Source organism: Streptomyces sp. NPDC050546, from assembly GCF_044457425.1.
GTDB lineage: Bacteria > Actinomycetota > Actinomycetes > Streptomycetales > Streptomycetaceae > Streptomyces.
This window is the reverse complement of sequence record NZ_JBITGX010000002.1, coordinates 194,996-218,963: the sequence shown is the minus strand read 5'-3', so window position 1 is coordinate 218,963 and position 23,968 is coordinate 194,996. Positions and strand designations below refer to the sequence as shown.

General features: G+C 71.2%; 20 protein-coding genes. 13 read left to right on the top strand and 7 right to left on the bottom strand.

Annotation, left to right across the window (positions count from 1 at the left end):
• On the top strand, nucleotides 1–987 hold the full coding sequence (locus tag ACIBK5_RS05755; RefSeq protein ID WP_399016595.1) for a hypothetical protein: 987 nt from the start codon (nucleotides 1–3) through the stop codon (nucleotides 985–987).
• A gap of 169 nt (nucleotides 988–1,156) precedes the next feature.
• Nucleotides 1,157–2,551, top strand: a complete 1,395-nt coding sequence (locus ACIBK5_RS05750) for a glycoside hydrolase family 16 protein (protein WP_399016593.1) — start codon at nucleotides 1,157–1,159, stop codon at nucleotides 2,549–2,551.
• 51 nt (nucleotides 2,552–2,602) lie between these two features.
• Here ACIBK5_RS05750 and ACIBK5_RS05745 read toward each other — a convergent pair whose 3' ends face one another.
• Entirely contained in the window at nucleotides 2,603–3,490 is an 888-nt protein-coding gene (locus ACIBK5_RS05745; protein ID WP_399017278.1) for a helix-turn-helix domain-containing protein, read from the bottom strand.
• A 175-nt stretch (nucleotides 3,491–3,665) separates the two neighbouring features.
• On the opposite strand from ACIBK5_RS05745, the gene tkt reads away from it, so the two are divergent.
• The 8 genes from tkt (at nucleotide 3,666) to ACIBK5_RS05705 (ending at nucleotide 14,221) form a co-directional block, all read left to right on the top strand.
• Nucleotides 3,666–5,750: a transketolase gene (gene tkt, locus ACIBK5_RS05740; protein WP_399016591.1), complete on the top strand. Its 2,085-nt coding sequence runs from the start codon at nucleotides 3,666–3,668 to the stop codon at nucleotides 5,748–5,750.
• 19 nt (nucleotides 5,751–5,769) lie between these two features.
• The gene (gene tal, locus ACIBK5_RS05735) at nucleotides 5,770–6,915 is read left to right on the top strand and encodes a transaldolase (RefSeq protein WP_399016589.1); all 1,146 of its coding nucleotides are present in this window, start codon (nucleotides 5,770–5,772) and stop codon (nucleotides 6,913–6,915) included.
• On the top strand, nucleotides 6,912–8,618 hold the full coding sequence (gene zwf / locus ACIBK5_RS05730; protein WP_399016587.1) for a glucose-6-phosphate dehydrogenase: 1,707 nt from the start codon (nucleotides 6,912–6,914) through the stop codon (nucleotides 8,616–8,618). The genes tal and zwf overlap by 4 nt, the downstream gene beginning before the upstream one ends.
• The gene (gene opcA, locus ACIBK5_RS05725; protein ID WP_399016585.1) at nucleotides 8,615–9,550 is read left to right on the top strand and encodes a glucose-6-phosphate dehydrogenase assembly protein OpcA; all 936 of its coding nucleotides are present in this window, start codon (nucleotides 8,615–8,617) and stop codon (nucleotides 9,548–9,550) included. Before zwf ends, opcA begins: the two co-directional genes overlap by 4 nt.
• A complete protein-coding gene (gene pgi, locus ACIBK5_RS05720; RefSeq protein WP_399016583.1) occupies nucleotides 9,543–11,207 on the top strand; it encodes a glucose-6-phosphate isomerase in 1,665 nt (554 codons plus the stop codon). Before opcA ends, pgi begins: the two co-directional genes overlap by 8 nt.
• 1 nt (nucleotide 11,208) lies before the next feature.
• Nucleotides 11,209–12,093 (top strand): phosphogluconate dehydrogenase (NAD(+)-dependent, decarboxylating), encoded by an 885-nt coding sequence (gene gnd / locus ACIBK5_RS05715; protein WP_399016581.1) that lies wholly within the window; start codon nucleotides 11,209–11,211, stop codon nucleotides 12,091–12,093.
• Between the two features lie 4 nt (nucleotides 12,094–12,097).
• On the top strand, nucleotides 12,098–12,685 hold the full coding sequence (locus ACIBK5_RS05710; RefSeq protein WP_399016579.1) for a histidine phosphatase family protein: 588 nt from the start codon (nucleotides 12,098–12,100) through the stop codon (nucleotides 12,683–12,685).
• 69 nt (nucleotides 12,686–12,754) lie between these two features.
• Nucleotides 12,755–14,221 (top strand): membrane-associated oxidoreductase, encoded by a 1,467-nt coding sequence (locus tag ACIBK5_RS05705; RefSeq protein ID WP_399016577.1) that lies wholly within the window; start codon nucleotides 12,755–12,757, stop codon nucleotides 14,219–14,221.
• Here the strand turns inward: ACIBK5_RS05705 and ACIBK5_RS05700 are convergent.
• Together ACIBK5_RS05700 and ACIBK5_RS05695 are read right to left on the bottom strand one after the other, a co-directional pair.
• Entirely contained in the window at nucleotides 14,208–16,013 is a 1,806-nt protein-coding gene (locus ACIBK5_RS05700) for a bifunctional sugar phosphate isomerase/epimerase/4-hydroxyphenylpyruvate dioxygenase family protein (protein WP_399016575.1), read from the bottom strand. The genes ACIBK5_RS05705 and ACIBK5_RS05700 overlap by 14 nt on opposite strands.
• 88 nt (nucleotides 16,014–16,101) lie before the next feature.
• On the bottom strand, nucleotides 16,102–16,989 hold the full coding sequence (locus ACIBK5_RS05695) for a shikimate dehydrogenase (protein WP_399016573.1): 888 nt from the start codon (nucleotides 16,987–16,989) through the stop codon (nucleotides 16,102–16,104).
• 143 nt (nucleotides 16,990–17,132) lie between these two features.
• Here ACIBK5_RS05695 and ACIBK5_RS05690 point away from each other — a divergent pair, with 143 nt between their 5' ends.
• Nucleotides 17,133–17,798 carry a TetR/AcrR family transcriptional regulator gene (locus ACIBK5_RS05690; protein WP_399016571.1) on the top strand — a complete coding sequence of 222 codons (666 nt, stop codon included), beginning with the start codon at nucleotides 17,133–17,135 and terminating at the stop codon, nucleotides 17,796–17,798.
• Nucleotides 17,799–17,961: 163 nt separating this feature from the next.
• Nucleotides 17,962–19,320: an MFS transporter gene (locus ACIBK5_RS05685; protein ID WP_399016569.1), complete on the top strand. Its 1,359-nt coding sequence runs from the start codon at nucleotides 17,962–17,964 to the stop codon at nucleotides 19,318–19,320.
• A gap of 72 nt (nucleotides 19,321–19,392) precedes the next feature.
• Here ACIBK5_RS05685 and ACIBK5_RS05680 read toward each other — a convergent pair whose 3' ends face one another.
• Both ACIBK5_RS05680 and ACIBK5_RS05675 read right to left on the bottom strand, forming a co-directional pair.
• Nucleotides 19,393–19,803 (bottom strand): VOC family protein, encoded by a 411-nt coding sequence (locus ACIBK5_RS05680; RefSeq protein ID WP_399016568.1) that lies wholly within the window; start codon nucleotides 19,801–19,803, stop codon nucleotides 19,393–19,395.
• 108 nt (nucleotides 19,804–19,911) lie between these two features.
• Nucleotides 19,912–20,301 carry a VOC family protein gene (locus ACIBK5_RS05675; protein WP_399016566.1) on the bottom strand — a complete coding sequence of 130 codons (390 nt, stop codon included), beginning with the start codon at nucleotides 20,299–20,301 and terminating at the stop codon, nucleotides 19,912–19,914.
• A gap of 151 nt (nucleotides 20,302–20,452) precedes the next feature.
• On the opposite strand from ACIBK5_RS05675, the gene ACIBK5_RS05670 reads away from it, so the two are divergent.
• Complete coding sequence (locus ACIBK5_RS05670) at nucleotides 20,453–21,682, top strand: serine hydrolase domain-containing protein (RefSeq protein WP_399016564.1); 1,230 nt, start codon at nucleotides 20,453–20,455, stop codon at nucleotides 21,680–21,682.
• Between the two features lie 5 nt (nucleotides 21,683–21,687).
• Here ACIBK5_RS05670 and ACIBK5_RS05665 read toward each other — a convergent pair whose 3' ends face one another.
• Complete coding sequence (locus tag ACIBK5_RS05665) at nucleotides 21,688–22,845, bottom strand: saccharopine dehydrogenase family protein (RefSeq protein WP_399016563.1); 1,158 nt, start codon at nucleotides 22,843–22,845, stop codon at nucleotides 21,688–21,690.
• Nucleotides 22,835–23,896, bottom strand: a complete 1,062-nt coding sequence (locus ACIBK5_RS05660) for a saccharopine dehydrogenase (RefSeq protein WP_399016561.1) — start codon at nucleotides 23,894–23,896, stop codon at nucleotides 22,835–22,837. Before ACIBK5_RS05660 ends, ACIBK5_RS05665 begins: the two co-directional genes overlap by 11 nt.
• Nucleotides 23,897–23,968: the final 72 nt, after the last annotated feature.

Below are 23,968 nucleotides of genomic sequence, written 5' to 3'. Positions count from 1 at the left end.
ATGAAGCGCTTCGTCCTGGTGGCGGGCTATGGGAAGCCGCCCCATGATCTGCCGTTCCGGGCCTATTGCGAGAACCGGGTCCGACAGCATGTGGCGGCCAACAAGGCCATGGAGGAACTGGTCTTCCAGATCTTCGACGTGGGGAGCGGGGAGGTCGTCGTCCGGACGTTCACCTATCCGGCGGGCCAGCGGACGGAGTCGGTCACGACGGCCCGCCCCTTCCACCGCGTCACCCGCGCCCACTACGACGGCAACGCCTTCAAGGACGGGGTGCGTGGCGTGATGTCGATCCTGAACATCTACGCGGCGGTGCGGACCATCGGTGTGACCGCGCCCGGCACCCTGATGGAGCTCAGCTTCTTCTCCCACGGCTACGACGGCCCGGTCCTGGTCGACAGCTTCGACTACCGGCGGACCACCGACATGCTCCGTGATCCCGGCGACATGGATCCGCGCCCGAAGGACTTCCACACCGCGAACATGCCGCCCGCGGATCTCGCCGCCTTCCAGGCCGCCTACCACCCCGACGGCATCAACTGGAGCTGGGGATGCAACTTCCAGGAGCCCTACCACCGCATCCTGACCAAGCTGGAACTCCATCCCGACTACCGGTCCTTGGGCCTTCCCGACAGCAAGGTCCTGGTCTTGCGGAACCTCGGCTCCGGTGACGCTTCCCTGCTCGGGGACCACCTGGGCAGGACCTTCCCGGACCACCGGAAGGCGGAGGTGACCTTCGGCGAGATGAAGTGGTTCTTCCGCAGGCACATCCTGGCCGGCTACTGCCACACCCTCGCGGTGAACTCCGGGCGGAAGACCTTCGGCGGACTCCTCGGCACCTACGCCGAGCGCGACACCACCGGCCCTCGCCCGCTGATGCACGTCAACAGGGGCTTCGGCAGGCATCTGGCCTTCTACAGGAACTACTTCGGCTTCACCCTCGACCCCGAGCGCCGGTGGTACGGCCTCTACGATCCGGCCTTCACCTGATTCCCCGCGGCCGGTGACGGGTGTCGTCACCGGCCCCCCGTTCAAGCTGTGCACTCATCGAACGGCCCGTACTTTTCCCGGCTTTACCTCTTGACGACCTGGGTGACGTGGAGCACATTGGCGGCACTTTGAGAGCGCTCTCACCCCTCCACTCGAGAGGCATCCCCCCATGAGCGACACCTCCCGCACCTCGCACAGACGCCGTCCCTTGCGGCGGGCGTTCGTCGCCGTCGTCAGCACGCTCGGCCTCGCGGCGGCGGCCACCACCGCCTCCGCCCCGGCCGCGAACGCCTCCGCCCCGCCGCCCCCGTCGGGCTGGACGCAGATGTTCGTGGACGACTTCAACGGCGCCGCGGGCAGCGGCGTCAACACCTCCAACTGGCAGTACGCGACGGGCAAGGGCTATCCGGGCGGCCCGGCCAACTGGGGCACCGGCGAGATCGAGACGATGACGAGCAGCACCGACAACGTCGCGCTCGACGGCAACGGCAACCTGCGCATCACCCCCCGCCGGGACGCCGCCGGGAACTGGACCTCCGGCCGCGTCGAGACCAACCGCACCGACTTCCAGCCCCCGGCCGGCGGCACACTCCGCGTCGAGTCGCGCATCCAGGTGCCGAACGTCACCGGGGCCGCGGCGAAGGGCTACTGGCCGGCCTTCTGGATGCTGGGCGCCCCCTACCGCGGCAACTACTGGAACTGGCCGGCCGTCGGCGAGCTGGACATCATGGAGAACACGCAGGGCATGAACACGGTGTTCGCGACCATGCACTGCGGCACCTCGCCGGGCGGCCCCTGCAACGAGACCAGCGGTATCGGCAGTTCGACCACCTGCCAGGGCACCAGCTGTCAGGCGGGCTTCCACACCTACCGGATGGAGTGGGACCGCTCGACCAGCGTCGAGGAGATCCGCTTCTACCTCGACGGCACCAACTTCCACACCGTGCGCGCCAACCAGGTCGACGCGACGACCTGGCGGAACGCCACCGACCACGGTTTCTTCGTCATCCTGAACGTCGCGATGGGCGGCGGCTTCCCGGACGCGTTCGGCGGCGGCCCGGACGCGGGGACGCAGCCGGGCCACGCGATGGTCGTCGACTACGTCCAGGTGCTGTCGTCGGGCGGGGGCACCACTCCCCCGCCGACCGGCAACCGCGACGCCTACTCCGCCATCCAGGCCGAGTCCTACGACGGCCAGTCCGGAGTGAGCACCGAGACGACGACCGACTCCGGCGGCGGCCAGAACGTCGGTTCGCTGGCCAACGGCGACTGGCTGCACTTCAAGGGCGTGAACTTCGGCTCGACTGCCGCCCGGCAGTTCAGCGCCCGGGTCGCGAGCGGTGCGGCGGGCGGCGTCAGCGGGCTGGTCGAGGTGCGTCTTGACAGCCGTGGCAACGCACCCGTCGGAAGTTTCTCGGTGGGCGGCACCGGAGGCTGGCAGTCCTGGCGGACGATTCCGGCGAACATCAGCTCCGTGACGGGCACGCACGATGTGTATCTGACCTTCACCAGCGGTCAGCCACAGGACTTCGTGAACGTCAACTGGTTCACCTTCGGGCGCTGACGAATCTCGGCAGGGGGCTCCACGCGCGCGTGGGGCCCCTCTTCGCTGCCCTCAGCGCAGGTCAGCCCGGAACACCGCGGGGGTCTGGTCCGTGTGCTGGTGGAAGAACTTGGAGAAGTTCGCCGCGTCGGGGAAGCCGACCGCCGCGCCGACCCGGCCGATCGGCAGATCGGTGTGGGCGAGGAGCCGTTTGGCCTCGAGGACCACGCGCTTGTCGATGAAGGCCTTGGGGGTGTCGCCGGTGGCTGCGCGGACCGCGCGGACCAGGGTGCGGCGGGAGTAGCCGAGGGCGTCGGCATAGGCGCTGACACTGTGGTTGGTGGCGAAGTCCCGCTCCACGGCGTCCCGGAAGAGGGTGAAGGTGGAGTCCGACCGCCGGCGCACCGACTCCGCCGAACTCGCCGCGAGATGGGCGAGCCGCAGCAGAAACGCCGTCAGCGAGTGACGCAGCACGGCGGTGTGCAGGCTGAGCGGCAGCGTGGCCGTGTCCTCGTACTCGCGCCGCAGGTGTTCGAGCGCGGCGCGCAGCCCGGCGAGCTCGGCCGGGCCGGGACGCAGCAGCGGCGGCAGGTCGTAGCGGTACAGGCCGGTGGCCTCCACGGTCGCGCGGGGCAGGAAGCCCGGCTGCATGGTGAGCACCGTTCCGCGGTACTCGCTCGTCCGCGAGAAGCGGTGGACCTGCCCCGGGCGGATCCACAGCAGATCCCCGGCCCCGGCCTCGTGCTCGGTGAAGTCGACCATGTGCCGGACCGGGCCCTCGGCGAACAGCATCACGACATGGAAGTCGATGCGGTGCACGCGCTCCAGCGGCGCGTCGGCGTGCCAGGTGCGGCCGGTGCCCATCGGGCCGACCTGCATGCCGACACCGCCGACGCTCAGCTCGACCGGAAAGGGGAAGGTTCTGATCCCGTCGCCGCCTCGGATGGTGCTGTCCGCCATGTCCGTCATATCTGCCATGTCCGCCTCGTGCCGCCCCGTTCGCGCCCCGCGTCGCCTCCGGGTGTCCCACTTTCACCACACCCTGGCACAGGGCGACCTTCCGTCGAAAAAGTCAGACTTTTAATTTTGAACACGTCAGACCAGCCCCTTCGCTCCGATCGAGGACTTCTTGAAGATGAGCACGCAGACAGCGGACAGCGCGGACAGCTTCGAATGGACCGAACTCGACCGGCGTGCCGTCGACACCGCCCGTGTTCTTGCGGCGGACGCCGTCCAGCGGGTCGGCAACGGCCATCCCGGCACCGCGATGAGCCTGGCGCCGGCGGCCTACACGATCTTTCAGAAGGTGATGCGGCACGACCCCGCCGACCCGGAGTGGGCCGGTCGTGACCGCTTCGTCCTGTCGCCCGGCCACACCTCGCTGACCCTGTACACGCAGCTGTACCTCGCGGGCTACGAGCTGGAGCTGGACGACCTGAAGGCGTTCCGCACGCACGGTTCGAAGACGCCCGGGCATCCCGAGTACGGGCACACCGCGGGCGTGGAGACCACCACCGGCCCGCTGGGCCAGGGCGTCGCGAACGCCGTCGGCATGGCGATGGCCGCCCGCTACGAGCGCGGCCTGTTCGACCCGGAGGCCCCGGAGGGCACCTCCCCCTTCGACCACACCATCTGGGCCATCGTGTCCGACGGCGACCTCCAGGAGGGTGTCTCCGCCGAGGCCTCCTCGCTGGCCGGCCACCAGAAGCTCGGCAACCTGGTCTTCCTCTACGACGACAACCACATCTCCATCGAGGGCGACACCGCGACCGCCTTCTCGGAAGACGTGCTGGGGCGGTACGAGGCGTACGGCTGGGATGTGCGGCGGATCGAGCCGCAGGAGGACGGCGACGTCGACGTACGGGCGCTGTACGCGGCCCTGAGGGCGGCTCAGGCCGAGACCGGGCGCCCCTCGATCATCGCGATGCGCACGATCATCGCCTGGCCCGCCCCCAACGCCCGGAACACCGAGGCCTCGCACGGCTCGGCGCTCGGAGAGGACGAGGTGGCCGCCACCAAGCGCCTCCTCGGCTTCGACCCGGAGCGGTCCTTCGAGGTCACCGACGAGGTCCTGGCCCACACCCGCGGGGCCCTGGACCGGGGCGCCGAGGCGCGCACCGCCTGGGACAAGCGGATCGCCGCCTGGCGCGGCGACAACCCGGAGCGCGCCGTCGTCTTCGACCGCGTCAGCAAGGGCGAGCTGCCCGAGGGCTGGGAGGACGCCCTGCCGGTGTTCGAGCCGGGGAAGGCGGTCGCCACCCGGGCCGCGTCCGGCAAGGTCCTCCAGGCGCTCGGCGCGGTCGTCCCCGAGCTGTGGGGCGGCTCGGCCGACCTGGCCGGTTCGAACAACACCACGATCGACAAGACCTCGTCCTTCCTGCCGAAGGGCAACCCGCTGCCGGAGGCCGACCCGTACGGCCGGACGATCCACTTCGGCATCCGTGAGTTCTCCATGGCCGCGGAGATGAACGGCATCGCCCTGCACGGCAACACCCGGATCTACGGCGGCACCTTCCTGGTGTTCTCCGACTACATGCGCAACGCGGTGCGGATGTCGGCCCTGATGCAGCTGCCGGTGACGTACGTGTGGACGCACGACTCGGTAGGCCTGGGCGAGGACGGCCCGACCCACCAGCCGGTCGAGCACCTGGCCGCGCTGCGGGCCATCCCGGGCCTGAACGTCGTACGCCCGGCCGACGCCAACGAGACCGCGACCGTCTGGGCCGAGATCCTCCGGCGGCACACCACCGACCCGGCCCCGCACGGCCTCGCGCTCACCCGCCAGGGCGTGCCCACGTACGAGCCGAACCCGGACGCGGCACGCGGCGGCTATGTCCTGGCGGAATCCTCGACCGAGGTGCCGGACGTGGTGATCGTCGCCACGGGCTCCGAGGTGCAGCTCGCCGTCGCCGCCCGCGAGGCCCTGGAGGCCGAGGGGGTCGGCACCCGGGTGGTGTCGATGCCGTCGGTGGAGTGGTTCGAGGAGCAGCCGCGCGAGTACCGCGAGCGGGTGCTGCCGCCGTCCGTGAAGGCCCGGGTCGCGGTCGAGGCCGGTATCGGCCTGACCTGGCACCGGTTCGTGGGGGACGCGGGACGCATCGTCTCCCTGGAGCACTTCGGCGCCTCCGCCGACGCCAGGACCCTGTTCGCCGAGTTCGGCTTCACCTCCGAGAACGTCGCCGCCGCGGCCCGCGAGTCCCTCGCCGCCGCCCGTGGCTGATCCGACCGCCCGAAAGAAGATGATCACTGTGACCGAAGCGACCGCGAGCGCGGGAGCACTCAAGCGCCTGTCCGACGAGGGCGTGTCGATCTGGCTCGACGACCTGTCGCGCCGGCGGATCGAGTCCGGCAACCTGGCCGGGCTCGTCGCCACCAGGAACGTCGTCGGTGTCACCACCAACCCCTCCATCTTCCAGGCCGCCATCGGCTCCGGGGAGGGCTACGAGGCGCAGCTCGCCGACCTGGCGGTGCGGGGCGTCACCGTCGACGAGGCCGTCCGGATGATGACCACCGCCGACGTCCGCGCCGCCGCCGACGTCCTGCGGCCGGTGTACGACGCCACCGGCGGCCGGGACGGCCGGGTCTCCATCGAGGTCGACCCGCGTCTGGCCCACGACACGGCGGCGACGGTCGCCGAGGCCCGGCAGCTGGCCTGGCTGGTGGACCGCCCCAACGTGATGATCAAGATCCCGGCGACGAAGGCCGGCCTGCCGGCGATCACCGAGGTGATCGGCGCGGGCATCAGCGTGAACGTGACGCTGATCTTCTCGCTGGAGCGCTACCGCGAGGTCATGGACGCCTATGTCGCCGGTCTGGAGAAGGCCCAGGCGGCCGGTCTCGATCTGTCGGCCATCCACTCGGTCGCGTCCTTCTTCGTCTCCCGCGTCGACTCCGAGATCGACAAGCGGCTGACGCTGCTGGGCACGGACGAGGCCCTCGCTCTGAAGGGCCGGGCGGCCCTGGCCAACGCGCGGCTCGCCTACGAGGCGTACGAGCAGGTCTTCGCCGGGGCGCGCTGGCAGGCGCTGGGCGGGGCCCGCGCGAACCGGCAGCGCCCCCTTTGGGCCTCCACCGGTGTGAAGGACCCCGCATACAAGGACACCCTGTACGTGGACGAACTGGTCACCCCCGGCACGGTCAACACCATGCCGGAGGCCACGCTGAACGCCGTCGCCGACCACGGCGACGTCCAGGGCGACACGGTCACCGGCGGTTACGCCCAGGCCCGCGCCGACCTGGCGGCCGTCGAGCGGCTCGGCATCGGGTACGACGAGGTGGTGCGGCAACTGGAGAACGAGGGCGTGGCCAAGTTCGAGGTGGCCTGGCAGGACCTGCTGGACGCGGTCACCAAGTCCTTGAACAGCAAGGGAGTTGACGCGGAATGAGCGAGGGCATCCCCCGGACGGATATCCCCCGGACGGCCATCCCCCAGACGGCCGAACAGGAGACCAAGGGGACCAAGGAGGAGAAGGAGGCCGTGGCGGCCCAGGAGGCGGCCGGGGTCGAGCAGACCGGGGTGGACGGCACGACTGAGCCCGCCGTCCCGCCCAGGGACTACACCGAGGCCGACTACGCCAACCCTCTGCGTGACGCGCGCGACCGCCGGCTGCCCAGGATCGCGGGCCCGTCCGGACTCGTCATCTTCGGGGTGACCGGCGACCTGTCCCGCAAGAAGCTGATGCCGGCCGTGTACGACCTGGCCAACCGCGGTCTGCTGCCGCCGGGCTTCTCGCTGGTGGGCTTCGCCCGCCGGGACTGGGAGGACCAGGACTTCGCGCAGGTGGTGCACGACGCGGTCCGTGAGCACGCCCGTACCCCGTTCCGCGAGGAGGTCTGGCAGCAGCTCTCCGAGGGCATGCGGTTCATCCCCGGTGACTTCGACGACGACACGGCGTTCAAGCAGCTGCGGTCCGCCGTCGAGGAGCTGGACGCCTCCCGGGGCACCAGCGGCAACTACGCCTTCTACCTCTCGGTGCCGCCGAAGTTCTTCCCGAAGGTCGCCCAGCAGCTCAAGAAGCACGGGCTGGCGAACGCGCCCGAGGGCTCCTGGCGCCGCGCGGTCATCGAGAAGCCGTTCGGGCACGACCTGAAGTCGGCCGAAGAGCTGAACACGATCGTGCACGACGTGTTCGACCCGGAGCAGGTCTTCCGGATCGACCACTACCTCGGCAAGGAGACCGTCCAGAACATCCTGGCGCTGCGCTTCGCCAACCAGATGTTCGAACCGATCTGGAACCGGTCGTACGTCGACCATGTGCAGATCACCATGGCCGAGGACATCGGCATCGGCGGCCGCGCGGGGTACTACGACGGCATCGGGGCGGCCCGTGACGTCATCCAGAACCATCTGCTCCAGCTGATGGCGCTCACCGCGATGGAGGAGCCTGCCGCCTTCGACGCGGCGTCACTGCTCACCGAGAAGCTGAAGGTGCTCCGCGCCGTGCAGCTGCCGGAGGACCTGGGGCTGAACACCGTGCGCGGGCAGTACGCGGCGGCCTGGCAGGGCGGCGCGAAGGTCGGCGGCTATCTGGACGAGGACGGCATCGACGCCTCGTCGAAGACCGACACCTACGCCGCGATCAGGCTCCAGGTGGACAACCGCCGCTGGGCGGGCGTCCCCTTCTATCTGCGCACCGGCAAGCGGCTCGGCCGCCGGGTGACGGAGATCGCGGTCGTCTTCCAGCGGGCCCCGCACTCCCCCTTCGACTCCACCGCGACCGAGGAGCTGGGCGCCAACGCGATCGTCATCCGCGTCCAGCCGGACGAGGGCATGACGGTCCGGTTCGGCTCCAAGGTGCCGGGTACGTCGATGGAGATCCGGGACGTGACGATGGACTTCGCCTACGGCGAGTCGTTCACCGAATCGAGCCCGGAGGCGTACGAACGGCTGATCCTTGACGTCCTCCTGGGCGACGCCAACCTGTTCCCCCGTCACCAGGAAGTGGAAGAGTCCTGGAAGATCCTCGACCCGATCGAGCGGTACTGGGCCACGCACGGCAGGCCCGCGCAGTACACGTCGGGCAGCTGGGGACCCGCGGAAGCCGACGAGATGCTCGCACGAGACGGACGGAGCTGGCGCAGGCCATGAAGATCGACCTGACCGACACCACGGCAAGCAAGATCAACAAGGCGCTGGTGCAGGGGCGCCGGGCCATCGGCACCCCCGCCGTGGGCATGGTCCTGACGATGGTGATCGTCACGGACGAGGAGAACGCCTACGACGCGATCAAGGCGGCCGAGGAGGCCTCGCACGAGCACCCCTCGCGCACCCTGGTCGTCATCAAGCGGCACGCCCGCACCCCGCGCGACCGCCAGTCCTCCCGGCTGGACGCCGAGGTCCGGGTGGGCGCCGACGCGGGCACCGGCGAGACGGTGATCCTGCGGACCTACGGCGAGGTCTCCGACCACGCCGACTCGGTGGTGCTGCCGCTGCTGCTGCCGGACGCGCCGGTGGTGGTGTGGTGGCCGGTGAACGCCCCTGACGTGCCCTCCAAGGACCCGCTCGGGGCACTGGCCCAGCGGCGGATCACCGACCTGTACGCGGTCGAGAACCCCTTGGAGACGCTCCGGACCCGGGTCCGCTCCTACGCCCCCGGCGACACCGACCTCGCCTGGACCCGGCTGACGCCCTGGCGTTCGATGCTCGCGGCGGCGCTGGACCAGGCCCGGGCGCGGATCACCTCGGCGGCAGTGGAGGCCGAGGCCGAGAACCCGGCCGCCGAGCTGCTGGCCCGCTGGCTGGAGGCACGGCTGCACGTCTCGGTCGACCGGGTGGTCACCGCCGGGCCGGTCGTCACGGCCGTACGGCTGGGCACGGAGAACGGCGAGATCGTCATCGACCGTCCCGAGGGCCCGCTGGCCACGCTGACCCTGCCGGGCCAGCCCTCTCGCACCCTGGCGCTGAAGGTCCGTGCCACCTCCGAACTCATCGCCGAGGAGCTCAGGCGCCTCGACGCCGACGAGATGTACGCCATCGCCCTGAACGGCGAGGCCGACGAGGAGACTCCCGCTCATGTCTGACTCCCCCTCCGGCTCCCCCGAGCTCACCCGGCGGCCCCAGTGGACCGCCCTGGAGGACCACCGCAAGGACGCCCTGCCGCAGCCGGACCTGCGTGAGCTGTTCGCGGCCGACCCGGGGCGGGCCGAGCGCTATGTCGTACGCGTGGGCGATCTGCGCATCGACTACTCCAAGAACCTGGTCACCGACGAGACGCTGGCCCTGCTCCAGGAGCTGGCCGCCGCCACCGACGTCTTCGGGCTGCGGGACGCCATGTTCCGCGGCGAGCGGATCAACGTCACCGAGGACCGGGCCGTGCTGCACACCGCGCTGCGGGCGCCGCGGGACGCGGTGGTCGAGGTCGACGGCGAGAACGTGGTGCCGGGTGTGCACGCCGTGCTGGACAAGATGGCCGGCTTCGCCGACCGCGTCCGCTCCGGGGAGTGGACCGGCCACACCGGCAAGCGGATCCGCAACGTCGTCAACATCGGTATCGGCGGCTCGGACCTGGGCCCGGCGATGGCGTACGAGGTGCTGCGCGCCTACACGGACCGCTCGCTGACGTTCCGGTTCGTGTCGAACGTGGACGGCGCCGACCTGCACGAGGCCGTGCGCGACCTGGACCCGGCGGAGACGCTGTTCATCGTCGCGTCCAAGACGTTCACCACGATCGAGACCATCACCAACGCGACCTCGGCGCGCTCCTGGCTGCTGCAAGGCCTGGGGGGCGATGAGAAGGCGGTGGCCAGGCACTTCGTGGCCCTGTCGACGAACGCGGAGAAGGTCGCCGGATTCGGTATCGACGTCGACAACATGTTCGAGTTCTGGGACTGGGTCGGCGGCCGCTACTCGTACGACTCCGCGATCGGCCTCTCCCTGATGATCGCCATCGGGCCGGACCGCTTCCGGGAGATGCTCGACGGCTTCCGCATCGTCGACGAGCACTTCCGCAACGCGCCCGCCGAGGCCAACGCCCCGCTGCTGCTGGGCCTGCTGGGCATCTGGTACGGCAACTTCCATGACGCCCAGTCGCATGCGGTGCTGCCCTACAGCCACTACCTGTCGAAGTTCACCGCCTATCTCCAGCAGCTCGACATGGAGTCCAACGGCAAGTCGGTGGACCGCGAGGGCCGTCCCGTCCAGTGGCAGACGGGCCCGGTGGTGTGGGGCACGCCCGGCACCAACGGGCAGCACGCCTACTACCAGCTCATCCACCAGGGCACCAAGCTGATCCCGGCGGACTTCATCGGCTTCGCCCGGCCCGTCGCCGAGCTGAGCGAGGAGCTCAGGGCGCAGCACGACCTGCTGATGGCGAACTTCTTCGCGCAGACGCAGGCGCTCGCCTTCGGCAAGACGCCGCAGGAGGTGCGGGCCGAGGGGGTGCCCGAGGAGCTGGTGGCGCACAAGACGTTCCGGGGCAACCACCCGACCACGACGATCCTGGCCACCGAGCTGACCCCGTCGGTCCTGGGCCAGCTGGTCGCCCTCTACGAGCACAAGGTGTTCGTGCAGGGCGCGGTGTGGAACATCGACTCCTTCGACCAGTGGGGCGTCGAGCTCGGCAAGGTCCTCGCCAAGCGCGTCGAGCCCGCCCTGACCGAGGGCGCGGATGTCCCCGGTCTCGACCCGTCCACGGCCGCGCTGGTGGCCGCCTACCGCAATCTTCGGGAAGTGAACTGACATGCAGATCGGTCTTGTGGGTCTCGGCAAGATGGGCGGCAACATGCGCGACCGCCTGCGCAACGCCGGCCACACCGTCGTCGGCTACGACACCAACCCCGAGAAGTCCGACGTGGCCAGCCTGGCCGACCTCGTCAACGCGCTGGAGGCACCGCGCACGGTCTGGGTCATGGTCCCGGCCGGCGGCCCCACCCAGCACGTCGTCGACCAGCTCGGGGGCCTCCTCAAGCCCTACGACACGGTCGTCGACGGCGGCAACTCCCGCTGGACGGACGACGAGAAGCACGCCGAGGAGCTGAGCAAGCACGGCATCGGCTTCGTCGACGCGGGCGTCTCGGGCGGCGTCTGGGGCCTGAAGAACGGCTACGCCCTGATGGTCGGCGGCGACAAGGAGTACGTCGACCGGCTCCAGCCGATCTTCGACGCACTCAAGCCGGAGGGCCCGTACGGCTTCGTCCACGCGGGCAAGGTGGGCGCCGGGCACTTCGCGAAGATGGTCCACAACGGCATCGAGTACGCGATGATGCAGGCCTACGCCGAGGGCTGGGAGCTGCTGGAGGCCGTGGACTCGGTGGACAACGTCCGCGAGGTGTTCCGCTCCTGGCAGGACGGCACGGTCATCCGCTCCTGGCTGCTGGACCTCGCGGTCAACGCGCTCGACGAGGACGAGCACCTGGAGAACCTCCGGGGATTCGCCCAGGACTCCGGCGAGGGACGCTGGACCGTGGAGGCCGCGATCGACAACTCCGTGCCGCTGCCCGCGATCACCGCCTCCCTCTTCTCCCGGTTCGCCTCCCGTCAGGACGACTCGCCGCAGATGAAGATGATCGCGGCGCTGCGCAACCAGTTCGGCGGCCACGCCGTCGAGTCCGCGAAGAAGGCGTAGCACCGTGGGCGATCTGCTGATGGTCCGTCACGGCGAGACGGAGTGGAGCCGGAGCGGACAGCACACCAGCTTCACCGACCTGCCCCTCACCCCGCGCGGTGAGGAACAGGCCAAATCGCTGGTTCCGCTGCTGGCGGACCGCCCCTTCGCGCTGGTCCTCACGAGCCCTCTCACCCGCGCGGTGCGCACCGCCGAACTCGCGGGCCTGACGGGGGCCGTGCGGGACGCGGACCTGCACGAGTGGTACTACGGCGCTTACGAGGGCGTCACGAGCGACGAGATACACCGCACCCGCCCGGACTGGGACCTGTGGACCGACGGGGGCCCGCCCGGTGCCGACGGCAAGCCGGGCGAGTCCCCCGAGGAGGTCGGCGAGCGCGCCGACCGGGTGCTGTCCCGGGTGGCCGGGGCGCTGCCCGAGGGCGATGTGATGCTGGTGGCACACGGCCACTTCCTCCGCGCCCTGACGGCACGCCGCCTTGGCCTGTCGGCGGCGGAGGGACGGCTGTTCCGGCTGGAGACCGGCACGGTCAGCCGGCTGTCGACCGAGCACGGCCGGCCCGTGATCGCGGAGTGGAACGCGCGGGCGTAACGGACGTCGGCCGGGGGCGAGTTGAGGGTGGGTTGACAGCCTCCGGCCGGCGCGTCAGAGTCCCCGCTGATGGAGATCGACAACATGACATCCGCCGAGGCGCGGGTGTGGCGTGCCTTCTCGCGCGGGCGGGACGTGAACTTCCGGGAGTCGGCGGACGAGGATCCGGAGCGGGGAGCGGAGTGGGGCCCCGAACGGACCGTACGCGCGGCCGTGTTGCGGGCCCTGCTGCTGAGCGCGCCCCAGGAGGACGGGGAGACCGCCGCCCTCAGACTGGGTGGTGCGCGGATCACCGGGATGCTCGACCTCAAGTACAGCGAAATCGATCACGCCGTGCGCCTGAGTCACTGCTACTTCGAGAAGACACCCGTGCTGTACGCGGCGCGGGTGCGCCAGCTGAACCTGCGCGACTCCGTCCTGCCCGGCCTGGACGCCGCCACGCTGCGGGTGGACGGCGTCCTGCGCATGTCGGACTCCCTCTTCGACGGGCCCGTGCGGCTCGGCGGCGCGCAGATCGCCGGGGCGCTGTTCCTGGACCGGGCCGACATCGACGAACGGTCCACCGGTCAGCCCGCACTCCAGCTCAACCATGTGACCATCGGGGACGGCCTGTCGGCTCCGGGTCTGCGGACGCGGGGCGGGGTACGGCTGACGGGCGCGTCGGTCGCCGGATCCGTGGACCTGAGCGAGGCCCGGCTGCGGGGCGGCACGGGTGAGGTCGTCCTCGACGCTGAGCTGGCCGCGGTGGAGGGCGACGTCCTGCTGCGCGGTGTGGAGACATTCGGCTGGATCGGCCTGCGCGGCGCCCGGATCGGGGGCCGCCTCGACCTGTCGCACGCGCGCCTGTCGAACCCCGGTGACGCCGCGCTGCGGGCCAGCAGCTGCACCATCGGGGAGGTCTGGCTGCGCAAGAGCCCGCCCATGGACGGCACGCTCAACCTGCGCCGCGCCCAGCTGGACGTCCTGTGGCTGGAGCCGGACGTGGTCCCGGAGGAGGTCCTGCTCGACAGCCTCGTCTATACGTCCCTCACACCGCACGCGCCCGCCGAGCGCCGTCTGGCGATGCTGGAGCGGGACGGCGAGGGCTATGTCCCGCACGCCTACGAGCAGTTGACCGCCGCCTACCGCCGGATCGGCGACGACCACGCCGCCCGCCAGGTCCAGCTCGCCAAGCAGCGCCGCCACCGCGGCACCCTCTCCTGGTACGGCCGGCTGTGGGGCTATGTCCAGGACGCCACCGTCGGCTACGGCTTCCGCCCGCTGCGGGCCGCGGGCTGGCTGGTGTCGCTGCTCGTGATCGGCTCCGTGGCCTACGCGCTGCACCACCCCCAGCCGCTGAAGTCTGACGAGGCCCCGCAGTTCAACCCGGTGTTCTACACGCTCGACCTGCTCCTGCCCGTGATCTCCTTCGGGCAGGAGGGGGCGTTCGCACCGGCCGACGGCTACCAGTGGCTGTCCTACGCCCTGGTCCTCACCGGCTGGATCCTCGCCACGACGGTCGTCACGGGCATCACCCGGACCGTCAGCCGCCAGTGAGGGCCCGCACCGTGTGCTGGGCCGCCAGCCGTACCGGGGCGTTGGCGGCGCCGTAGCCGCGGTAGCCGTCGTCGCGCTGGACCAGTTCGAAGAAGACGCGGCCGATGGTCCGGGTGTAGCAGTGACGGAAGGCGCCGTGGGCGTCGCGGTCGTAGAGGATGCCCAGGTCGCGGTACGTCTCCAGCTCCCCGTCGGTGAACTCGAAGCGGGCGGCGAGGTCGTCGTAGTAGTTCGCGGGGACGGGCAGCAGCCGGCCGCCGGCCTCGCGGAAGCGGCGGGCCGCGGCGACCACGTCGTCGGCGGCGAGGGCGATGTGCTGGGCGTGCACGGTGTCGTCCGTGGGCGCGGCGCCGACGGTCAGGGCGATCCGGACGCTGCCGTCGGGGTTGGTGACGGCGCGGCTGCGCAGCAGACCGTAGGGGTCGGCGACGTCCACGCTCTCCTGGGCGCGCAGGCCGAGCACCCCGCGGTGGAAGAGGGCCGCCTCGTCGAAGTGGTGCCAGGGCTGGGTGAGGGCGACGTGGTCGATCCCGCGGATGCCCGTGGGGGCGGGGGCCGGGCCGGTGTCCTCGAAGTCGGCACGCCAGTCGGGCAGGCCCGGACAGCCCGTGGCGCAGAAGAAGAGCTCCGTGCCGTCGGGGGCGGCGACCGCGTCGAGCGGGGCGTCCTCGGGTGCGCGGCGACGGGGCAGGACGGGGGCCAGCAGTGCCTCGGCGCGCCGGGCCGCCGCAGCCGGGTCGGGGGACTCCAGCCCGATCGCGGCGAGCTGGGTGCCGTCACGGCGGACGGCAGGGCCGGTGTTGACGAGGATCCGGGCCTCGCCCTGCTCCCACAGGGCGACGGGCTTGCCGCGGTGCCGGGCGGTCCGGGTGAAGCCGAGGGCACCGAGCAGGGCGGTGAGGGGCTCGGCGTCGGGCGTGACCAGCTCGGCGAAGGCTACGCCGGTGGGGACGACGGGCTCGGGCAGGTGCGCCCGGCCGAGCGTCTCCTGGAGGACCAGCAGGGAACGCCGGGCGTCCACGGCGGTCGGGCCGGCGTCGGCCTGCCGGAACACGTCGTTGAAGACCTCCAGGGAGAGCGGGCCGTCGTAGCCGGTGCGCAGGACGTGCCGCACGAGGCCCGCCACGTCGAAGCCGCCCTGGCCGGGGAAGCAGCGGTAGTGGCGGCTCCACTGGAGGACGTCCATGGCGAGCAGCGGGGCGTCGGCGAGCTGGAGGAAGAAGATCTTCTCGCCGGGGATGTCCGCTATGCCTTCGAGGTCCTTGGGTTCCGAGCCCCGCGAGAGGATGTGGAAGCTGTCCAGGCAGGTGCCGAGCGCCGGGTGCCCGGCCGCCTCGACGATGCGCCAGGCGTGGTCGTACGTACTGACGTGCCGCCCCCAGGCGAGCGCCTCGTAGGCCACCCTGACGCCGGACTCCCGCGCGAGGTCGGCGAGCCGGCTCAGCTGCTCGGCGGCGAGGGCGTCGTCGTCCACCGCCTGCGGGGAGACGCTGGAGCAGACGAGGACGGTGTCGGCGCCGAGCCTGCGCATCAGCTCGAACTTGTGGCGGGCCCGCCGCAGGTTCCGGGCGAACTCGGCCTCGGGCACGGCCTCGATGTCCCGCATCGGCTGGAAGAGGTCGATGGTGAGCCCGAGGTCGGCGCAGCGGGCGCGGATGTCCTCGGGGGTGAGGGGGCTGGCCAGCAGATCGTTCTCGAAGATCTCCACCCCGTCGAAGCCGGCCCGGGCGGCGGCGTCGAGCTTCCCGGTGAGGGATCCGCTGAGGGAGACGGTGGCGATGGACGTACGCATGGATACTTGCTCCTTCGACATGCCGCTGTACAGCGCCCCGTAAGGGGCGCGGGGAACTGCGCGAGCGACCGAGGACGACCCGCAGCCGTCAAGCGGCCTCGCCCACCGAGCTCTCGACGTCACCGGCCAACTCCTCGATGTCCGCGAGCATCCGGGCACTGTCCGGCTCGCACCCGGTGAACAGCCGAAAGGCGTCCGCGGCCTGGAACACGGCCATACCGCCGCCGTCGAGGGTGGCGCAGCCGACCGCGCGGGCGGTGCGCAGCAGTTCGGTCTCCAGCGGGCGGTAGACCACCTCGGCGACCCACAGCCCGGGGTGGAGCAGGCCGGCGGGCAGGGGCAGGCCGGGGTGGGCCGCCATACCGGTGGGCGTGGCGTGGACGATGCCGTCGGCGTGCGCGAGCAGCTCGGCCTGCCGTTCCGGGGGCGCGGCGGCGGCGCGGCCCTGGCCGAAGGCGCGGTTCAGGGAGTCGGCGAGGGCCGCGGCCCTTTCGGGCAGTGCGTCGACGACGGTGACCCGCTCGGCGCCGAGGGTGAGCGTGGCGTGCGCGACGGCCGCGCCCGCGCCTCCGGCGCCCAGCTGCACGACCCGCTCCAGCGGTGCGTCGGGCAGTCCGCGCGCGAAGGACGCGGCGAAGCCGGTGACGTCCGTGTTGTGGCCGACGGCCCGGCCGTCCTCGAAGACGACGGTGTTGACCGCGCCCAGCGCCTCGGCCTGCGGGGCGAGCGCGTCCAGGTGCTCGATGACGAGCTGCTTGCAGGGGTGCGTGATGTTGAGCCCGTCGAAGCCCAGGTCGCGAGCGGCCCGCACCAGATCGCCCACCGCCTCGGGCGGCACCCCGAGCGGGTCGATGTCGATGAGCCGGTACAGCAGGCGCAGGCCCTGGCGGTCGGCCTCCCGCTCGTGCAACGCCGGACTGAGCGAGGGGCCGATGCCGGAACCGATCAGTCCGACGAGATACGAGTCCTTGGGCACACGGGCCTCCCGAGCAGCTTCACTAATGTACGAACTAGTACGTTAGCTATATCAGCCGAGGACGGGCTCGGGAAGACCCCGTGGGCGAGCGCACCCCTGCTTCTACAATCACCGGCACCGGCCCCTCCGCCCGAAGGAACCTGATGACCAGCGTCGAAGAACCGGCACGTCCTGGCGAGCGCATCCGTGACGCCGCCCGCACCCAGGCCGAGATCCTCGACGTCGCCACACAGGAGTTCGCGCGGGCCGGCTACGACGGGGCCCGGGTCGACGAGATCGCCGCCCGCACCCGCACCACGAAGCGGATGATCTACTACTACTTCGGCGGCAAGGAACAGCTGTTCACCTCCGTGCTGGAGCGGGCGTACGGCGTGATCCGGGAGGCCGAGCAGCAGCTCGACGTCGAGCACCTGGACCCGGTGGCGGCGATCCGGCGCCTGGCCGAGGTGACCTTCGACCACCACGAGCAGCACCCGGACTTCATCCGCCTGGTCAGCATCGAGAACATCCACGGGGCGCAGCACATCGCCGCCTCCGAGAAGCTCGGCAAGATCGGCTCCCCCGCCCTGGACGTGATCCGCCGGATCCTGGCGTCGGGCCAGGAGTCGGGCCTGTTCACGGCCGACGTCGACGCCGTCGACCTGCACGCGATGATCTCCTCCTACTGCTTCTTCCGGGTCTCCAACCGGCACACCTTCGGCGCGCTGTTCGGCCGCGACCTGCTGGATCCGGCACAGCGCGCGCACTACCGCACCATGCTGGGCGACATGGTGATCGCGTATCTGACCGCGGAGCGCACGGCGGACTGAAGTCCCGCACGCGACCCCTTGACACCGGCGGCACACGGGCGCAGCATCACTGGCCATCCCCTACTAACTACCCAGTGGGTTAATTAGCCGCGATCCGGCACCTCCCCCTCTGCTCGCCGTTCGTCTCACTCCGCCTAGGGTGGAGCCCGCTAAGGAGCCGCACGTGTCCGTCCCCGCCACGCCCCGAGGGGCCGCCGCCCCGCCCGGTCAGCCCAGGAAAGCCGCGACCGCCGCCTGGATCGGCAGCGCACTGGAGTACTACGACTTCTTCATCTACGGCAGCGCCGCCGCGCTGATCTTCCCCGCCGTGTTCTTCGACGAGTCGGATCCGGCGACCGCGACCCTGCTGTCGCTGGCCACGTTCGGCGTCGCGTACGCCGCCCGCCCGGTCGGCGCGCTGGTCCTCGGCCACTTCGGGGACAAGCTCGGCCGCAAGAAGATCATGGTCTTCACGCTGATGCTGATGGGCCTGTCGACGTTCCTGATCGGCTGTCTGCCCACCCGGGACCAGGTCGGCACGCTCGCCCCGGTCCTGCTGGTGCTGTGCCGGGTGCTCCAGGGCATCTCGGCGGCGGGCGAACAGGCCAGCGCCAACTCCATGACACTGGAACACGCGCCGCCGGGCCGGCGCGGCTTCTTCACCAGCTTCACCCTCAGCGGCACCCAGGGCGGCCAGCTGCTGGCCACGCTGGTCTTCATCCCGGTCGCCGCGCTGCCGGAGGAGCAGTTGCTGTCGTGGGGCTGGCGGGTGCCGTTCTGGCTGAGCCTCGGGGTCGCCGTCGTCGGCTGGGTCATCCGGCGCAAGCTGGACGAGACCCCGGCCTTCGCGCAGCAGACCGCCGAGGAGGGCGTCGTCAAGCTGCCGCTGGTGGTGCTGATGCGCGAGCACTGGGCGGATGTGCTGCGGGTGATCGGGGGCGCGCTCATCGCCTCGGTCAGCACGATCTTCACGGTGTGGGCGCTGGCGTACGCCACCAGCGACGCGGTCGGCATGTCGCGTACCGCCATGCTGTGGATGGGTGCCCTGGCCAATGTCGTCGCGCTCGCCGCGATCCCGCTGTGGGCCACGCTGTCCGACCGGATCGGCCGCCGCCCGGTGTTCCTGATCGGGGCGGCCGGCAGCGCCGTGACGATGTTCCTGTACCTGTGGGCCGTCTCCACGGGCTCCTACCCGCTGACGTTCCTGACGGGCGTCTTCTGCTTCGGCGTGGTCTACAGCGCGGCGAACGGTGTGTGGCCCGCCTTCTACGGCGAGATGTTCACGACCCGGGTCCGGCTGTCCGGCGTGGCCATCGGCACGCAGATCGGCTTCGCCGCGGCCGGGTTCGCGGTGACGTTCGCCGCGCAGATCGCCGGGCCGGACGGCGACGACTGGTCGGCGGTGGCGCTGTTCACGGCGGCGTTGTGCGTGCCGCCGGTGATCGCGGCGCTGTCCGCGCGTGAGACGAACCGGGTTCCGACGGAGTTGCTCGGTGAGCGTGCGGCTCGGGGAACCGGTCAGCCGGAGAAGGTGGCGGTCTGACCCTTTGGGGTCGGGTGCGGGTGCGTGGGGGGCTGGTCGCGCAGTTCCCCGCGCCCCTTGGAGGGCCGGGCTTCAGCTGTTGGACCAGCCCCGGCGGCACAGCACGAGACGGTAGCCGTCGGGGTCCTCGATGGTGACGCCCCACTCGTTCCAGTAGGGGTTGGGGGATTCCACCCGCTTGCCGCCGTACTGCTCCAGGCGGGCGATCAGATCGTCCGGTACCGGGCCGTCGGCGTAGATCACCAGCAGGTCCTCCTCGGTGGGGCGGGGCTCGACCGGACGGTCGGCCTCGTGCACGAGCTCCAAGTGCCAGTCGGCGTCGGGCCAGCCGAGCATCAGCAGGTCGTGCTCCCCCGGTTCGCCCCCGCCCTCGGCGCGCCACACCACATCGAGCCCGAGCCCCTCGCGCCAGAACCGCTCGGCCGCCGCGAGGTCCCGGGAGGGCCGGGCGATACGGATGTGGCTGCGACCGTGCACGGGCATGGTGACCTCTTCTCATGGCGTCCCGGTCCGCGGCGGCCGCGCACCCGTCTCGCAGCCTAGGAACCCGGCCGCCCCATGACATCGGCCATCGGTCCTGCAACCAGAGGCTTAGGCCTTGGTGTGCACGATCTGGATCAGGTTGCCGCAGGTGTCGTCCAGCACCGCGGTGGTGAGCGGGCCCATCTCCGTCGGCTCCTGCGTGAACCGCACGCCGAGCCCGCGCAGCCGCTCGAACTCCGCGTGCACGTCGTCCACGGCGAACGAGGCGGCCGGGATGCCGTCCTCGACCAGGGCCGTCTTGTACGGCTGCACGGCCGGGTGGCCCGAGGGTTCGAGGAGCAGCTCGGTCCCTTCGAGGTCCTCCGGCGACACCACGGTCAGCCACCGGTCCGTCCCGACCGGGACGTCGTGCTTCTTCACGAAGCCCAGTACGTCGGTGTAGAAGCTCCGGGCTTTCTCCTGGTCGTCGACGAAGACGCTGGTGATGTGGATCCTCATGAGCTGCTCTCCGGAGTGTCGGACCTGATCTCGGACAGGCTGCGGCCGTCGGGTTCGACGGTACCGGTGAGCTCTGACATTCACCTGTTCCTGCGCGGTCCTGGCGGGGTATGCCGGATCTCACCTCGACGAGCGCGACGGAGGAAGAGCGATGGCACAGCTGCGGCAAGAGGTCGATCCGGCTGAGGCGGGGCTGGATCCGAAGGCGCTGGACGACATGGACCGGCACTTCACCCGACTGGTCGACGAGGGGCGGCTGCCGGGCTTCCTCGTGTCGCTCGCCCGGGGCGGGCGGGTCGCACACCTCACGGCGTACGGCCTGCGGGACATCGCAGCCGGGCTGCCGGTCGAACCGGACACGCTGTGGCGGTTCTACTCCATGACGAAGCCGGTCACCGCGGTCGCCGCCCTGCTGCTGGTGGAGGAAGGCAGGCTGTCGCTGGACGACCCGGTCGCCGGCCATCTGCCTGCCTTCGCCGAGCCGCGGGTGTATGTCAGCGGCTCCGGGGCCGACGTACGGACCCGCCCCGCCGACGGCCCCATACTCGTCCGGCATCTGATGACCCACACCTCGGGTCTGACCTTCGGCTTCTACCACACCCACCCCGTCGACGCCCTGTACCGCGCGGCCGGCCTGGAGTCCTCGGTGCCGCCGGGCGCCGACCTGGCCGAGACCATCGAGGTGTACGCGAGTCTGCCGCTGCAGTTCGAGCCGGGCACCGAGTGGAACTACTCGGTGGCCAGCAATGTCCTGGGCCGGATCATCGAGGTCGTGACGGGTCAGCCGCTCGACGTGTTCTGCGCCGAGCGGGTCTTCGGCCCCCTCGGCATGACGGACGCGGGTTTCCACGTCACGGACGAGCAGGCACCCCGGCTGTCGGAGATGTACGGGGAGAAGGAGGGAGGCGGCATCGAGCCGATCCCGGGACTGCCGCTGCGCGGCCGGCCGCGGTTCCTGTCGGGCAGCGGCGGCATGGTGGCCTCCGCCCACGACTACCACCGCTTCATGGAGCTGCTGCGCCGCCGCGGCGAACTGGACGGCGTCCGGCTCCTCGCGCCCGGGACCGTGGACCTGATGACCCGCAACCACCTGCCCGACGGCGTCGACCTGCGCTCCTTCGGCAGCAGCCCCGCCCACGACGTACCGGGGAACGACGGGCTCGGCTTCGGCCTCAACTGCTCCGTGGTGATCGATCCGTCCCGCACACCAGTGCCGTCCGGCCCCGGCGCCTACGGCTGGAGCGGGGTGGCGACGACGACGTTCTGGGTGGACCCGGGCCGCGACCTGACGGTGCAGTTCATGACACAGGTGCGGCCCCGGTCCTCGCACACGGTGTTCCGGGACCTGAAGAGGATGGTCCACGAGGCCCTGTCGGACTGAGCCCGCTACCGGTCGACGCGCAGCGTGAACTCGACTCCCTCCTGCGCGAGTTCGCGCAGCCACTGTTCGGACCGGGCCGCCGTCTCCGCCGCGCGGTTCAGCCCCGGCGGCAGGGAGCCGTCCAGGACGTGGCGGACACCCAGGGCGAGGGTGCGCGAGACACAACGGGCCATCGCGCTCTCCCCCGCGTCGCCCACCAGGTCGAGGAGGTAGCCGCCGGCCCAGGAACGCCCCGTCTCGGCCCGTACCTCCAGCGATACGGCGAGGACGACCCGGTCACGATCCTCGTCCGTCGTGGGATAGGCGGCGGCCAGCTCCTGGGCCAGGGCGGCGATCCGGGTGTCGTCGCCCCTCTTCAGCTCCTCGAAGACACCGTCCCAGGCCCGCAGCCAGCCCTCCAGACGCAGGGTGCCGCGTACGAACGTCCGCGGCGTCCAGGCGTCCGGCAGCCCGTACTGCGTGACGAACGGGACGCTGTCGCGGTTGGGATAGACCTCGAACGCCTCCCCCTCGACGACATGCCGCCGGGTCGCCTCCCACGGACGGCCGGCGACGGTCTCGGCACCGTCCTCGATGTAACGGGCGGGTGAGCGCAGGGCGTTGAGGACACCCGCGGGTGCCCAGCTGAAGCGGTACGTGAAGTCGTTCGGGACTGCGGGGACACCGCCGCAGTACGAGGTGAGGGTGTACGAGGCGGGCGTTCCGTCGCCGACGGCGTCCCGGGCGCGGGCGACGAGGGCGTGCGCGAAGAGATGGTCGATGCCCGGGTCGAGCCCGGCCTCCGTGAGGACGACGACCCCGGACTTCTCGGCAGCGGGCACCTGGTCCAGCACGGCCTGGGACACATAGCTGGAGCAGGCGAAGTGCGCTCCCCGCCGTACGCACTCGGCGAGCAGCGGCGCGTGCTCCGGCGCGGGAAGCATGGACACGACGACGTCGCCGGGGGCGAGTTCGGCGGCGAGCGCGGCCGGCGTGTACGCGCGGGGCTCGGCGCGTCCGGCCAGGCCCAGCCGGCCGAGGGCGTCGGCCGCGCGGCTCTCGGTGCGGTGCCAGAGCCGTACGCGCTCGGCGGTGTCGCACAGCGCGGCCAGTCCGCTGCCGGTGGAGAGGCCGGCGCCGATCCAGTGGACGGTGCCGCTCGCGGGTACCGGGTCAGTGCTCATCGAACTCCCCCTTGTCGAGTCCGTGTTCACGGCGGGCCTGACGGAATCGGTCCGCGCAGCGCCCCCAGGGCCCGCCGACGCCGAAGTCGAGCAACTGCGGGTACAGGGCTGCCGAGAAGTCGGCGCTGGACTCCAGCGGCAGCAGGGAGGGCAGGTTGTCGATGGCGATCAGGTCGAGCGGGGGTGCGTCGCGCAGCCGGCGGACGGGCTCGTCCCAGTCGGTGGTGTCGTCGTACACCGGGAGGACGTTGAGCGGGGAGCCGACGTCGCAGGTCACGTCACACAGGGTGCGCAGCCGGCGGTCCGGGGTGTCGAGGTCCAGCTCTCGGAGGAAGGGCTTGACGGGGGTGGTGGCGAGGACCGCGTTCACCATCACGTCGTGCTCCAGCAGGGCGCGGCGGTCCAGGTCGCGGGTCTCGGCGAGATCCCAGCAGGTCGGGTCGGCCCCGGCGGCGGCGAACGCCACGCGGGCACCGCGGCCGCTGCGCCCCAGGGCGCCGATGACCAGGCCGGTGAACTCGGCGTCGTCGGCGGCGGGCTTGAGGCTCTCGTCCAGCTCCGCCTTGGTGGTGGGCGTCAGCGGTGCCCGCAGCCGGCCCCGGTGCTGGAGCACCGCCAGGGCGGCGCCCAGGTAGCCGGCCCAGAAACCGAAGGCGGCGAGGCGCCGCCCGGTGTCGTCCACCAGGTACTCCAGGTCGAACAGCGTCCCGCCCCCGGCCGTGAACCGGCCCAGCAGGTCGGCCGCTCCCGGCTGACCCTTGTAGGCGTGGCCGAAGAAGATGTGCCGGTGCGTCAGTTCCGCCGGGTCTCCGGGCAGTTCCTTCAGGCCGAGCACGACGGCGTCGCGCGGCGCCGTCACCCAGGAGCCCGCGGGCGCGACACGGCAGCCGGCCGCCTCGTACTCCTCGATCGGGAAGACCCGCTGGGGGGACTCCTCGACGGTCAGTTCCACTCCGTTCCCGACGAGCCGCCGGGCGTCGTCGGGCACGATCGGTGTGCGTCGCTCGGTCGTTCGGGCCTCGTGGCGCAGCCACAGATGGAGCTCGGTCATACCAGGTGGGCCTCCGGCGTGAGGCGTCGGCCGCTGAGGGCCGACGCTCAAGGGGCTGACGTCCACGAAGCG